This is a genomic window from Marinomonas sp. BSi20584 (genome assembly GCF_002792415.1).
Taxonomy (GTDB): Bacteria; Pseudomonadota; Gammaproteobacteria; order Pseudomonadales; family Marinomonadaceae; genus Marinomonas; species Marinomonas polaris.
Genome location: NZ_KZ454889.1, coordinates 37,817 through 50,798, shown reverse-complemented (window position 1 = coordinate 50,798; position 12,982 = coordinate 37,817). Strand labels below are relative to the sequence as shown.

The following is a 12,982-nucleotide window of genomic DNA, read 5'->3' as shown; positions in this document are numbered from 1 at the left end:
TCGCACATAGTTAACAGGTATTTCGCAGAGTAAAAAATACTGCTTGTTGAAATGGAAACCAGTCAGATCTAAGGCGAAAGTGAAAGCTTGTGGTTTATTACACTCTTTTCATTTTGCTGTCTCTCATTTCTTAAAGGGATATTGTACTATTTCAAAATATTATTTTGTTAAAATGCAAATCACGATATTTTCTACTGTAAAAGTGTAAATATATGCTTTTTGCCCTAGAGATGTTTTTTCAATATTGACCACTTTTTTTAATTATAACTAACATAGGCCGCATAAAATGACTGCTTCATCGCCAATGGGCATTCCTCGTCCCCAGGTGAAATCTTTAGACGAAATTCTTCCTCACGAACCTTTGTTAATGATGGGCGCGGGCCCTGTTCCTATTCCTGAGCGTGTCGCCAAGGCCAATTCTGTGGTGATTAACCACCTTGGTAGTGTGATGGCGCAGGTTATTGGGCAAGTTAAAACAATGGCGCGTTATGTGTTTCAAACAGAGTCTAAATGGGTACTTGGTGTAGCAGGACCAGCGTCAGCCGCGATGGAAATGGCGGTAGCCAATCTATTGCAACCAGGCGAACGTATTTTATGTATTAATAATGGCTTCTTTAGTCATCGTATGGCGGAAATGGCGACGCGTATTGGCGCCGATGTTCATGAGTTGCACGTTGGAGTTCATGAAGCGGCGAATCCAGAGCGTGTTCGTAAAGCCATCGAAGAAACACGTCCAAAAGTATTAACGCTGGTGCAAGGTGAAACATCGAATACTGTGTTTAACCATTCATTAGAGGAAATCACCAAGATCGCTAAATCTTATGGTTGTTTGGTGGTTGTAGATGCAGTTTGTACGTTAAGTACTATGCCGCTGAAGATGGATGCGTGGCAAGTAGACGTAGTTATCACGGGTGGGCAAAAAGGCTTGTCGTCCATTCCGGGTGTATCGCTTTTGGTGTTTTCTAATGAAGCATGGGCGGCAGTTAAGAGTCGTACCAAGCCAACGGCTCAATGGTGTTTTGATGCACAGTTAGCTGAGAATTTTTGGCACAACGATGGTTATCATTATACGGCGCCTGTTTCAGGCATCATGGCGTTACATGAAGCATTGAAATTGGTGTGTGATGAGACATTAGAAAATCGTTTTGCTCGTCATCTACGTTGTTCTAAAGCGTTGCAAGCGGGCATTGAAGGAATGGGATTAGAGTTATTTATTCCGCCAGCGTCGCGTTTAAACTCTGTGGTTGGTATTAATATTCCTGAAGGTCTAACAGCAGGGCAGATTTGCCGACATATTTCGGAAATGTACAGAGTTGAGATTGCTGGTTCATTTGGCCAGCCAATCGTTCGTATTGGTCAAATGGGCGAGCAGTGCCGTGAGCACAACTTGTTCCGTACCTTGCATGCCTTTGGCAGCACTATGCGTGACTTGGGTGTGAAAGTTGATCAGCCAAACGGTATGGCTGAAATGGAATCGTACCTGCAAAGTGTGCCACGCACGCTTTATCAAGTGGCTTAAAGACTAAAATGAAGTAAGGCGCTTTTTTGTTGAAGCGCCTTACTTTTTAAATGAAGTTTTAAACTAGATGTTTTTTATATTGAATTAAATGCCTTCTGCTTCATAAGCTGAGGGCATTTTTTTATTCGGCATTAAGCTGGCAAACAGCGCCCCAGCGGTAATTAATAGGCAAGCGATGATTTGCCCTGTGGTTAATTGAGCATCGGTAAAAAGCCCAAGCCAAGCAGTCGATAGGGCAGGTGCTGTGTAAGACAACACACCAAGCAATGATAGATTGCCTTTTTTTACGCCAAAGTCCCAACAGAAAAATGCGATGCCAACAGGCCCAAATCCAAGCCCTAAAATTGCAATCCAAGTGCTTGCGGGAAAGTCTAGCGAAAGTTTCCCATTTTCGGCTTCGATCATAATATGTGAAGTGCCCGCTAATAGTGCGGTGACTAGGCAATACCAAAGTACCGCGCTAGAAGGAACGGTTTGGAAGCGTCGATTCGCTACCGAATAGCTTGACCAAATAAACGCGCAGGCAAATGCCGCGGCGTAACCTGTCCAATTATAATTCGTATTTGTTTCTATCAAGCTTGCCGATTCCCTCGCTTGCAGCATGATACCTGTGCCGATAAAAGCAATAACAGCGCCCACCAAATGTGTCCATGACAGAGAGTTTCCCTTGGTCATGCCTGCCATTAAGACAATCAACAAAGGCCAGAGATAAGCGATAAGTCCCGCTTCCACTGGTGGTGCATGCTGAAACGCATAAAAGTAGCAGAAGTGATAGAAATAAAATCCAAGCCCACCCATGGCAATGGCGCTAGTCGGTGTTTTTGACCACGACGACTTTAGTTCGCCTTTGATTAAATAAACGATAAAAAACAATAAACTTGCTACACCAAAAGTGACTGTGAGCAATAAGAGTGGTGGCACGAGGTTGGCTTGAGTGGTAAAAAGCGCAAGGCTACTCCAGAGCAGAATAGCGATACTTCCAATGAGTGTGGCTTGTGGAGAATGTACTGTCATCTTGTCGTTTCCTAAATCCTGATCTAGTCTGATTAAACAAGATTTTATCTTGGTTAAGGCTTAATGACATTGTCAAAAATGCGTGACTTGCCTTGTCAAAAATACGTTTTTTATCGCAAATAAGTAAGAAATATTGATCTATGACAGGGTGGTGACAGGTTTGAGAGGTAAGGTTTGTTTACTCAAGTCAATTGAAATACCTATTTTAAGAGCTTGATTAGCTAACAACAAAAAAAATAACAAGCAGGAGATAACCATGCTTAATACCATTTCTTTGAAGTCTGTTCTAATTTCAAGTGCAGTAGCACTAACCATGGCTGGACAGGCTTACGCCTTCGAACCAGCTCGCAGTGGTGAATGTATTGCCCCAGCGAACCCAGGTGGTGGATGGGACTTTACTTGCCGTAGCGTTGGTAAAGTATTAGTTGATCAAGGTTACTTTAAAGGTAACGTTCAGACAGTTAACATGACGGGTGCTGGTGGCGGTGTAGCTTTTGCTCATACGATTAGTAAACGTGATACAGACGAAAACCTTATTGTTGCTGCTAGTACAGCTACAACAACACGCCTTGCTCAAGGCCAATTCCCAGGCATGAATGCTGACCAAGTTAAATGGGTTGGTACATTAGGTGCTGACTACGGCATTATCGCTGTTGGTAAAGATTCCAAATATACTTCTTTGACTCAGGTTCTTGATGCGCTTAAGAAAGACCCAAGTGCGGTTAAATTCGCTGGTGGTAGTGCATCTGGTGGTTGGGATCATTTAAAAGTATTGATGACTGCGCAAAAAGCAAACGTTGAGAACTTGCCAAAAGTTCGTTACCTAGCATACAGCGGTGGTTCTGAAGCTTTGGTTCAAGTTGTGGGCGGTCACGTAGATGCATTCACTGGTGACATCTCTGAAGTGAAAGGTTTCATGGATTCTGGTGACTTACGCGTTCTAGCGGTTCTTTCTGAAGAACGTTTACCAGCGCCATATGACTCTATTCCTACAGCAATGGAGCAGGGTATTGATTCTGTCGCTCCAAACTGGCGCGGATTTTACGTACCAGGTAATGCAAGTGCAGAATCTTACGATTGGTGGGTAAAAACCATGGATGAGTTGTACACAACTCAAGAATGGAAAGACGTCATGACTAAAAATGGTTTGATGCCATTCCACAAGTCTGGTGCTGATTTTACTCAATTCGTAAAAAACCAAACTCTAGACATCAAAATCTTATCGCAAGACATCGGTCTAATTAAATAACCTCAGACCGCTTTTTGGAGGGGGCATCTGTTCTGATACAGTGCTCCTCCTGTTTTCGACTATTTTTCACCCTTTGATTTATTAACATGGAGCAGAGACATGCGTATTAACGATCGTGTGTTTGGCATGCTAATGCTTATTCTTGCCGTAGGTTACGGCTGGGAAGCAACGCAATTCCCCATTCCTTTTGGCGGACAGGAAAGTGTCGGTCCTGAAACTTTTCCTATCATGCTAGCCATCATTTTAGGTATTAGTTCGATTTATATGATTGTTCGTCCTGACCAAGACGAGAAATGGGCGCCAGCGGCCATGTTGATTGAGCTTAGTGTTGTGGTTCTTTCTATGCTTGCTTTTGCATGGGCAATTGAACCGATTGGTTTTATGCCTGCTGCGGCATTGGTTGTGAGCTTTTTAAGTTGGCGTATGGGAGCAAGCATTGCTAAGAGTATTATCACTGGTGTGACAAGCTCTGTAGTTATCTTTTTCCTTTTCAATAATGTGCTTGAATTAGCACTGCCTCTAGGTCTATTGGAGTTTTAATATGGATACTATGAGCTTATTAATGCAAGGCTTTGCGGTTGCGTTAACGCCTGAAAGTATTATGTTTGCGGTTATTGGTGCCATTTTGGGTACCTTGATTGGCGCATTACCGGGTCTTGGCCCTGCAAATGGTGTTGCTATCTTGATTCCATTGGCGTTTAGCTTAGGTTTGTCGCCAACTTCTTCTCTTATCTTGTTAACGTCTGTTTATGCGGGTGCCATGTACGGCGGTCGTATTTCGTCTATCCTGTTGAACATTCCAGGTGACGAGCCAGCTATGATGACCTGTTTAGATGGTTATCCAATGGCGCTAAAAGGCAAAGCAGCTGAAGCCTTGGCTATCTCTGCAATTGCCTCTTTTATCGGTAGCTTTATTGCGACAATCGGTCTGGTTATTCTTGCGCCAATCTTAGCGAAATTCGCACTGAGATTTGGTCCATCTGAATACTTTGCATTGTTCGCTTTAGCCTTTGCGACCTTGGGTGGTATTACTGGTAAAAACCAGTTTAAAACCATGATGGCAGCGGCGATAGGTTTAATGATTGCTACGGTTGGTATCGATATTTCAACTGGCGTGCAGCGTTTTACCTTTAATACACTTGAATTGTTCGAAGGTGTTGATTTCATTATCGCAATCGTTGGTTTGTTTGCGATCAGCGAATTGTTGTTCTTCTTAGAGCGTCACGCTGGTGATGGCTTAAAACAAGTTGCGATTAACAAACTGAAACTATCAGCAAAAGACATTATCAAAGTGCTTCCTGCTTCTTTCCGTGGCGCGGTACTTGGTTTCATTGCTGGTGTATTACCAGGTGCGGGTGCTTCTTTGGGTAGCTTTATTAGTTACACTTTGGAAAAACGCGTTTCGGATAAAGGCGAATTTGGTAAAGGTGATCCTCGTGGTGTTGCTGCTCCTGAAGCCGGTAATAACGGCGCGGCATCCGGTGCACTTGTGCCAATGTTAACTCTTGGTGTTCCAGGTAGTGGCACAACAGCTGTGTTATTAGCGATGTTGATTTCTTTAAACATCTCTCCTGGTCCAATGTTATTCCAACAAAATGCGGATCTTGTTTGGGGTGTTATTGCGGCGATGTTTGTTGGTAACTTTGTATTGTTACTGCTAAACATTCCAATGGTAGGCATCTTCGTTAAGTTGTTGAGCATTCCACCTAAATATTTGATGCCGGTTGTTACCTTGATCGCGTCTGTAGGTATTTATTCCGTTAGCCATAGTGCATTGGACTTGTACTTTATGATTGGCTTCGGTGTATTGGGTTATATCTTCCGTAAGATTGATATTCCACTAGTACCGATTATTTTGGGTATGTTGCTTGGGCCAGAAATGGAGAAGAGTCTTCGTCATGCATTAGTACTATCTGATGGTGACTGGACGGTGCTTTTCAATAGCGGTTTGAGTATTGGTTTGTGGACTGTTGCGATACTAGGTTTGATTCTACCTATGATTGTAGGCCCGATTGTTCGCGCTAAAATGTCTAAATCAAAAGAAGCTGTTAAAGACGTTTAAGCCCTGTAATACTAGAGGCTCTGTAATAACAAAATTCGAGTAGCGTATGTTGCTCGAATTTTGTTGTTTTTATAATAAAAAACACAATGGCTAATGGTTATGCGAATTCTGGTGGTAGAAGATACTCAGGTCTTAGGGCAAGCGATCTGTGAGCGATTAACAAGCCTAGGACATGGCGTTGATTTAATCGGGGATGGTAAGCGTGCGGATGAGTTATTGAAGTATCAGTCTGTAGATTTGATATTGCTAGATCTTAATTTGCCCGGCTTATCTGGATTACAATTGCTGCAGAAACTGCGCCAGCGCGATGACGACACGCCAGTGTTAATTTTAACCGCTCGGGATCAGATAGAAGATCGTATACGATTGCTCGATGCCGGAGCCGATGATTATTTAACGAAACCATTCGATTTTGGTGAGCTAGAAGCTCGTTGTAGGGCTTTATTGCGCCGCAAACAGGGCTACGCTACCAATGTCACAGAACACGGTAATATAGTGGTAAACCGCGACAGTCGTCAGGTATTTATTGATGGCGCACTCACAGTTATCACCAATCGAGAGTTTCGCTTGCTGGAAATATTCCTTGGCCATTTAGGCCGCGTATTAAGCAAAGACGAAATTACCGACCATTTATTTAACTTCAATGAAACACCGGGTCCTAACGCGATTGAGCTGTATGTAGGGCGTTTAAGGAAGAAAATGGGTCAGGGTGATTTAGTCATTAGTACCCTAAGAGGAATTGGTTATGTGGCAGAAATCGCCAAACCATCGAGCTCTCAGTGAAGATGAGGAAAAGAAGGCCTTAGAAAACGCGCCATCGCTGCGTTTTCGCTTTATTCTCGCGGGTGTTTTGGTTATCGGGATTATCGCTGGTTTAGCGATTAATCTGATTTTTGATTATAGCCAAAAGCTCGCCGATTTATCCTATGACCGTTTATTGCGAAGTGCTTTACTGCAAATGGACGAAAACGTTGGCTTGATGCGTAATGAAGTCAGCATCGACATTCCATGGTCTGCGTTTGCCACTTTGGCGCAAGCGGAAGAAGATCGTGTTTTTTATAAAGTCGAGAGCTTGGAACAAGGTTTTATTACCGGTTATCAAGATCTAGATAGCCAGCCACCTCAACCTCCTGTTTTAGATCAAATACAATTTTATAACCAAGAGTATTCTGGTGAAATGGTGCGCTTTGCCTGGGTGCAGCGCCATATTACGGACCCAGAAACAGCGCAAACTGTTCGTATTATTTTAGGTCAGACTCGATTATCAAGAGAAGAAATGGCATCTGCGGTGACACAAAAAGCCGTCGAAGTGGTGGTGTTTATTGCCTTGGTCGCTATAACCTTAATTATCATTGGTAGTCATCTTGTCTTAAGGCCTTTGCATCGGATTGAGCGAGCGTTAGAAGAGCGCGCCATGGGTGACCTCACACCAATTGATATCAATACACCAAAGGAAACACATCATCTTAAAGTTGCCATCAACCATTTTATGGAGCGACTACAGAGCAACCTTGAACAGTTGGAAAATTATACGGCGGATGCTGCTCATCAGTTGCGTACACCATTGGCGAGTCTCAGGGCGCTGGCAGAAAATGCACGAGATAACACCTCACCAGAAAGACAGCATCAAGCCTTGGAAAACATCGTTAAACAATGCGATACCTTAAGCCAAACAGTCACCTTGTTGCTTAATCAAGCGGTCGTTTCTCATCGCTTACAGACGCACCGATTGGAGCCGATTGATTTGCTAGCACCCATTACCGCATCTTGTCGGGAGCAGGCTGTAGCAGCGCTTCATCAAGGGGTTCTGCTTTCTCTTGATTGTGACTTAAAAGAAACGATGATTTTAGGTGATGCCTTTTCTATTCAGCAAATGATGCAAAATCTCATTGAAAATGCGGTTCGTTATAGCCGAGCAGATGTGGAGCGCGGCACAGAAATTATTGTTCAGGTAAGCGAGTTTGAACGCTTCTATCGTATTAAGGTGATTGATTATGGCGTTGGTATTCCTGATATAGAAAAAGAGCGTGTGTTCGAACGTTTCTATCGTGGGCGTTATGACATTGCTGGTAGTGGTGTTGGTCTGGCGATGGTGAAAGACATTGTGGATCACCATTCGGCAAGGATTCAAATATTGGATACAGAGCCAAAAGGCACAACCTTTCAAGTGGATTTTGCCAAGCTTAGATTTAATGAGGATACGGTATGAAACAGTTTTTTTTCTGGCTTGCTGTAGTTGTTAGTTTGAATGCGACAAAGCTGTGGGCGACCGAGCCTGTCTGGTTTGGTAATGAAAATGCGCAACGTATTTTAATCATTAATTCTGCTATGGATTTAGCGTCGTTTGAACCTATTTTGAAAAAATTTGTTGAGCTACACCCTGATGTTCGTGTGGCTTATCGTGATGTGAATACACTTGAACTGTATTATCTCACCATCAAGGAGCAAAAAAAGCCAGAGGCCAGCTTGGTCATTAGCAGCGCCATGGACTTACATCTTAAATTAGTAAACGATGGTTATGCGCAAACCTATCAGTCGAGTTTCACTGATCGTTTGCCTAGTAACTTCAAGTGGCGAAATCAGCTGTTTGCGTTTTCCCTTGAACCGATTGTTATGCTGGTGAATAAAAAAGCCTTTCCCGGTGATTTACCTGAAGATCGCCAGTCATTGTTGCAAACCATTCGTCAAAATGAAAAAGCGATGACCAAACGGATTGGCACTTATGATATTCGTCAAAGTGGCGTTGGTTATTTATTGGCAAGCCAAGATGCACGCCAAGCCGATGTGACATGGGGGCGTTTGTTAGAAGCTTTTGGCAGCCATGATGTGCAAACCTATTGTTGTACTCATGACATTATTGACGATGTTGCTTCAGGTAAGTTGGTGCTAGGTTATAACTTGCTGGGTTCTTATGCATCACAAAGAGCCCAGGAAGATGATAGATTGAAAATGATCCTACCGAAAGATTATACGCTCATGTTAATGCGTGCGGCTTTAATTCCTAAAGGTGCGCCAAACGTAGAAGATGCGGGTATCTTTCTAGATTTTTTGTTGTCAGATCAGGCGCAAAAAATGATGCAAACCCAAGGTTTGTTGTTCCCAATTCAGCCTGATATGAATAATCCAAATGATCCTTACGTAGTAAATGCGCCTGGACCAACTGGCATCATCGAATTAGATCAGCAATTATTGGTAGGACGTGATTATGCCAAGCAAAAGCGTTTTATTCGTAACTGGGAAATGGCGTTAGAAATTAGCGAAGAAGACTAATAAAAAACGCCAGTAAGGAGGGGGGATTAACACCTTCATGCTAGTTCTAAATCTACTTCTAATGTTTTCCAACTTTTTTTGAGTTTTCTACGGGCGAAAGATTTTATATTACTCATTAAGAACAGCTTTATTCCGTAACGTCTTGTGCCTAAGCCATCAATTATCTTAGGTGTATAGCCATGGTCTGTTTTCTTTAAAAGGATCTGATCTTTTGTTACATCACCAAGTAAAATGGCGTTCTGGTATAGGTCTTCAAAAACTGTTTTTAAGATTTTTTTCGCCTCACTTAATGAAATGGCATTATTTTTCATTAATGTGTAAAGAGACTCACTAGAGCATCCATCACTGTCTAAAATTTTTTCGAACACTAACCCTTTCCCTAGATTCGTGTTTATTTCCCCATAGTATTCAGAAATGAAAGGTGACAAATTGTTTCGCTTTTTTAGCTTGGTGTAATAGTACTTCTCAATCTTGTTTTGACTGCGATGCTTTGTTCTTATTACTTTTACACAAGTATTTTTATTCAAAGGGTTGGTGAAGCAAGATCTTTCATTTCCTTGGCCGATAAGATCCTGTTCTTTTAGAAACACTTTAGTATCTTTTGTTGAGAGTTCACTGGTATTTGAAGACATTAAATAACCCCTTAAATAGGATGGGAAACCTTAAGGGGGATATTAGAGTTTTTTATATTTTTTTCACTTTTTTGACGTCGCAAAACAGTCACTTCACTTTTCTTTTGCCTTTTTTTACTTTTTTTTCATATTTTTTTCTAGATATCAAATTTAGTAATATAAGGTGTTCTATATGTGGCAACGAAGGCTGAAAATGGCTCTTGTATGGTATTTTTTATGTAGATCTAGTTATGTTTTTCTAGAAGTGTGATTGGTTCTATAGTTACCTGGTGTTATGAGATAGTGCTTAGAAAATAAGCGAACAAGGGCGCTGGCATCACTCACTCCCACTTTCTGCGCGATATACTCTAAGCTTTTATTGGTCGATCTTAACCACATTTTCGCCTCAGTTAAGCGGCGTTGCTGTAGGTATTGCTTCGGTGTCATTTTTAGGTGTCGTTTGAACAAGACAGTTAGCTGGCTTGGACTTAAATGTACATCGCAAGCTAGCTCAGCCAAGCTCCAATGCTCCTGAAAATTATGGTCCAGTCGATGTTTGGCTTTGGCTAGACGAGTGTCGCTTTGCAGTATTTTTGTTTGTGGGATAGGGAGTAAATGTTCTAGTAAATTTAAAGCTTGTTGAGTTTTAAGTGGATTATGAGATTCACCAATTAGGCTAGATAGAAATGGTAAATACGCCTTAGTTTGTGCGTTAAGCTCAACAAAGTTGTTTTTGCTTTCGATCTGGCTGTCCCAAACGGGAAGCGAATTGAGGATCAGGCAGTGGTTATTTTCTCTTGCCAAATGGGTATGGGTTTGATTTGAGGAAATCATGCAAGCCTGTCCAAATTGAACTGCTTGCTGGCGATTTTCTACGTCTAATATCAGATGACCAGAAAGCGGAAGTACAATTTGAGTGTGCGAATGCGAATGGGCGTTAGCGGTATCTTTATAGGAAATGACTTCTATGAGATCTCGCATTGGTTTGATTCCTTATTTCCTACTCTAATCTTTATGTGAGTTACAGAAAGTATAATGATCTGTCTTCAATTAGCTGTAATTATATTCTTTGTCAATATATTTAAAAGTAAGCGGCCTGATCAAAAGCCAATTAATTAAAAGGAAATTATATGCGTCATTTGTTTGCTCTACTGTTTTGTTTAACCCTACCAAGTGCGTGGGCTGAAATGACATTGACCGTTTTTGACCAAGATAACCTTCCTGTCTCTGATGCGGTTGTTATGGTGTCAAACAATGCAGTAAGAACACCGAATACTGTGGCTGTAATGGATCAGATTGATGAGTCTTTTGTGCCCCGTGTATTAGTGGTGCAAAAAGGTCAGTACGTTAGCTTTCCTAATAGTGATGATATTCGGCATCACGTTTACAGTTTTTCTCAGCCAAAAACGTTCGAGATTAAACTTTATAAAGGTACAGAAGTTGCCCCCATCTTGTTCGATAAGGCTGGACTTGTTGTTCTTGGCTGTAACATACATGACGATATGATTGGTTATATTATCGTTGCTGATAATACCTTTGCGCTAAAAACAGACCAAGACGGCAAAGTGCGTATCCCTGCTAAAAGCGGTGACTCAGTATCTTTGTGGAGTGAGCGACTTATTGAGGGTATGAGCGCTGTAAAGAAAATCGCTATCACAAGCAATATAGAGCAAAGTATCTCGCTGGAGCTTTTGCCTCCTATTGGGATGATGGATCACAGTAATATGGATAAAGGATTTGGTAAAAAGAAATGGTCAAAGTGATCCAAATTAAATGCGCGGCAGGAATTTAATGAATAAAAACATGATCAAAATATTAGCTGTCAGCAGCTTTGTGTTATCAGCTTCGTTTGTTATGGCAGCCGATGGCAAAATTCTGGCGACAGCGGGGCTTTCACAAGTAGAAGGCAGTGGCGGTGGTGGGCTTGTGCCATGGGCGACTTTGGCAGGCTACGACAGTCGCGACGAAACGGCTGCGTCATTTTTTATCACAGACGTGAATGTCAGTGATTATCGCTTGTCCTCCATCGGTGTGGCGACCAGCTTCTACGACAGGGTTGAGCTAAGTTACGCTCAGCAGACGTTTGATTTGCCTGTTGATCTGGTGAAAGCGTTAAGTGTAGGAGACATAAAACAAGATATCTTTGGCGTTAAAGTGCGTTTATATGGCGATGCAGTATATTCCGCCTATCCTCAAGTTAGTGTCGGTTTACAGTATAAGCAATTAGACAGTGATACGGTTGCTGCGTATCTTGGGGCAAAAGACGACAGTGGAACTGATTTTTATGTTGCTGCGACTAAAGTGCATTTAGGTGCGGTTGCGGGTTACAACCTTGTATGGAACTTAACTGCTCGCGCTACCAAAGCCAATGAAATGGGTTTGTTAGGCTACGGTGGGCCAGACAACAACGATTACCAAGTGATGATGGAAGGCAGTGTCGGCCTGCTGTTATCGCCTAACTGGGTAGTGGGTATGGAATACCGTCAGAAACCAAGCAATCTAACCAGCGTAGAAGAAGATGATTGGAAAGATGTCTTTGTGAGTTATATGCCGAATAAGAATGTTAATTTCACCGCGGCTTATGTCGACTTAGGCACAGTTGCCACTAAGAAAGATCAAACAGGCATTTATTTATCCATGACGGGGTACTTATGGTAAACCTAGTAAAAACCGCATTCATTGCATTTAGCGTATTTTTGGTTGCCTGCGCTGCGCCAAGTAAAGCGCCACAAAGCTTATATGACGAAATTGGTGGCAAGCCAACGGTCGAAGCTATTACCGATAACTTTATTGACGAAATTAGTTTTAATAAAGATATCTATCGCTATTTTGAAAAAACCAATATCACTCGCTTCCGTGAAAAGTTCATCGAGCATCTTTGTATGAATACAGGTGGCCCATGTACTTACACTGGCGACACCATGTTGAAAGTACACCAAGGTCAAAACATCAATGAAACCGACTTCAACACCACTGTCGATTTATTGGTCAACGCTATGAAAAAAGCAGGCTTAACCTATCCGCAGCAGAACCAAGTGTTAAAAGTGCTCGCGCCGATGCGTGGGGAGATGCTTTACAAATAAATAGCCTCATGAGAGTCGATTTTAAAACCACCTATTCGAAAGCGACCTCAGGGTCGCTTTTTTATTTGATCTCGGTCAGCCAATAGCGAAGCATTCATAGTCTTGTTGTTAGCATTGGAGTAGGGTGAAAGATAACCTTTGTGAATTCACTATAAGGTAACGTCAAATAAGAGA

The 12,982-nt window shown here is 42.1% G+C and carries 13 protein-coding genes; 10 read left to right on the top strand and 3 right to left on the bottom strand.

The window, feature by feature from the left end; all coding sequences use genetic code 11:
- The first annotated feature begins 286 nt into the window (after nucleotides 1–286).
- Nucleotides 287–1,519, top strand: coding sequence for a pyridoxal-phosphate-dependent aminotransferase family protein (locus tag TY87_RS17640; RefSeq protein ID WP_072841431.1), 1,233 nt, complete (start codon nucleotides 287–289; stop codon nucleotides 1,517–1,519).
- 84 nt (nucleotides 1,520–1,603) lie between these two features.
- Here TY87_RS17640 and yddG read toward each other — a convergent pair whose 3' ends face one another.
- Nucleotides 1,604–2,533, bottom strand: coding sequence for an aromatic amino acid exporter YddG (gene yddG, locus TY87_RS17635; RefSeq protein WP_100188085.1), 930 nt, complete (start codon nucleotides 2,531–2,533; stop codon nucleotides 1,604–1,606).
- A gap of 256 nt (nucleotides 2,534–2,789) precedes the next feature.
- On the opposite strand from yddG, the gene TY87_RS17630 reads away from it, so the two are divergent.
- From TY87_RS17630 to TY87_RS17605, 6 genes are all read left to right on the top strand, one after another.
- On the top strand, nucleotides 2,790–3,782 hold the full coding sequence (locus tag TY87_RS17630; protein ID WP_072841429.1) for a Bug family tripartite tricarboxylate transporter substrate binding protein: 993 nt from the start codon (nucleotides 2,790–2,792) through the stop codon (nucleotides 3,780–3,782).
- Nucleotides 3,783–3,881: 99 nt separating this feature from the next.
- A complete protein-coding gene (locus tag TY87_RS17625; protein WP_072841427.1) occupies nucleotides 3,882–4,322 on the top strand; it encodes a tripartite tricarboxylate transporter TctB family protein in 441 nt (146 codons plus the stop codon).
- Nucleotide 4,323: 1 nt separating this feature from the next.
- The gene (locus TY87_RS17620) at nucleotides 4,324–5,844 is read left to right on the top strand and encodes a tripartite tricarboxylate transporter permease (RefSeq protein WP_072841425.1); all 1,521 of its coding nucleotides are present in this window, start codon (nucleotides 4,324–4,326) and stop codon (nucleotides 5,842–5,844) included.
- A gap of 99 nt (nucleotides 5,845–5,943) precedes the next feature.
- On the top strand, nucleotides 5,944–6,627 hold the full coding sequence (locus TY87_RS17615; RefSeq protein ID WP_100188084.1) for a response regulator transcription factor: 684 nt from the start codon (nucleotides 5,944–5,946) through the stop codon (nucleotides 6,625–6,627).
- On the top strand, nucleotides 6,590–8,053 hold the full coding sequence (locus tag TY87_RS17610) for a sensor histidine kinase (protein ID WP_072841421.1): 1,464 nt from the start codon (nucleotides 6,590–6,592) through the stop codon (nucleotides 8,051–8,053). Before TY87_RS17615 ends, TY87_RS17610 begins: the two co-directional genes overlap by 38 nt.
- Nucleotides 8,050–9,114 carry an ABC transporter substrate-binding protein gene (locus TY87_RS17605; protein WP_100188083.1) on the top strand — a complete coding sequence of 355 codons (1,065 nt, stop codon included), beginning with the start codon at nucleotides 8,050–8,052 and terminating at the stop codon, nucleotides 9,112–9,114. Before TY87_RS17610 ends, TY87_RS17605 begins: the two co-directional genes overlap by 4 nt.
- Nucleotides 9,115–9,149: 35 nt before the next feature.
- Here the strand turns inward: TY87_RS17605 and TY87_RS17600 are convergent, their stop codons facing one another.
- On the bottom strand, nucleotides 9,150–9,746 hold the full coding sequence (locus TY87_RS17600) for a YrbL family protein (protein ID WP_072841417.1): 597 nt from the start codon (nucleotides 9,744–9,746) through the stop codon (nucleotides 9,150–9,152).
- 228 nt (nucleotides 9,747–9,974) lie between these two features.
- A complete protein-coding gene (locus TY87_RS17595; RefSeq protein WP_100188082.1) occupies nucleotides 9,975–10,706 on the bottom strand; it encodes a helix-turn-helix domain-containing protein in 732 nt (243 codons plus the stop codon).
- A gap of 149 nt (nucleotides 10,707–10,855) precedes the next feature.
- Between TY87_RS17595 and TY87_RS17590 the strand changes: the two genes are divergently transcribed.
- From TY87_RS17590 to TY87_RS17580, 3 genes are read left to right on the top strand one after another with little or no spacing between them, the layout of a single operon-like run.
- Entirely contained in the window at nucleotides 10,856–11,488 is a 633-nt protein-coding gene (locus TY87_RS17590) for a methylamine utilization protein (protein ID WP_100188081.1), read from the top strand.
- Nucleotides 11,489–11,528: 40 nt separating this feature from the next.
- Nucleotides 11,529–12,383: a DUF3034 family protein gene (locus tag TY87_RS17585; protein WP_232617179.1), complete on the top strand. Its 855-nt coding sequence runs from the start codon at nucleotides 11,529–11,531 to the stop codon at nucleotides 12,381–12,383.
- Nucleotides 12,377–12,808, top strand: coding sequence for a group I truncated hemoglobin (locus tag TY87_RS17580; protein ID WP_198432127.1), 432 nt, complete (start codon nucleotides 12,377–12,379; stop codon nucleotides 12,806–12,808). The genes TY87_RS17585 and TY87_RS17580 overlap by 7 nt, the downstream gene beginning before the upstream one ends.
- Nucleotides 12,809–12,982 lie beyond the last annotated feature (174 nt).

Excerpts from the sequence above, each read along its gene's own strand:
- TY87_RS17640 (WP_072841431.1), top strand. The coding sequence starts at position 287 with ATGACTGCTTCATCGCCAATGGGCATTCCTCGTCCCCAGGTGAAATCT.
- yddG (WP_100188085.1), bottom strand. The coding sequence starts at position 2,533 with ATGACAGTACATTCTCCACAAGCCACACTCATTGGAAGTATCGCTATT.
- TY87_RS17630 (WP_072841429.1), top strand. The coding sequence starts at position 2,790 with ATGCTTAATACCATTTCTTTGAAGTCTGTTCTAATTTCAAGTGCAGTA.
- TY87_RS17625 (WP_072841427.1), top strand. The coding sequence starts at position 3,882 with ATGCGTATTAACGATCGTGTGTTTGGCATGCTAATGCTTATTCTTGCC.
- TY87_RS17620 (WP_072841425.1), top strand. The coding sequence starts at position 4,324 with ATGGATACTATGAGCTTATTAATGCAAGGCTTTGCGGTTGCGTTAACG.
- TY87_RS17615 (WP_100188084.1), top strand. The coding sequence starts at position 5,944 with ATGCGAATTCTGGTGGTAGAAGATACTCAGGTCTTAGGGCAAGCGATC.
- TY87_RS17610 (WP_072841421.1), top strand. The coding sequence starts at position 6,590 with ATGTGGCAGAAATCGCCAAACCATCGAGCTCTCAGTGAAGATGAGGAA.
- TY87_RS17605 (WP_100188083.1), top strand. The coding sequence starts at position 8,050 with ATGAAACAGTTTTTTTTCTGGCTTGCTGTAGTTGTTAGTTTGAATGCG.
- TY87_RS17600 (WP_072841417.1), bottom strand. The coding sequence starts at position 9,746 with ATGTCTTCAAATACCAGTGAACTCTCAACAAAAGATACTAAAGTGTTT.
- TY87_RS17595 (WP_100188082.1), bottom strand. The coding sequence starts at position 10,706 with ATGCGAGATCTCATAGAAGTCATTTCCTATAAAGATACCGCTAACGCC.
- TY87_RS17590 (WP_100188081.1), top strand. The coding sequence starts at position 10,856 with ATGCGTCATTTGTTTGCTCTACTGTTTTGTTTAACCCTACCAAGTGCG.
- TY87_RS17585 (WP_232617179.1), top strand. The coding sequence starts at position 11,529 with ATGATCAAAATATTAGCTGTCAGCAGCTTTGTGTTATCAGCTTCGTTT.
- TY87_RS17580 (WP_198432127.1), top strand. The coding sequence starts at position 12,377 with ATGGTAAACCTAGTAAAAACCGCATTCATTGCATTTAGCGTATTTTTG.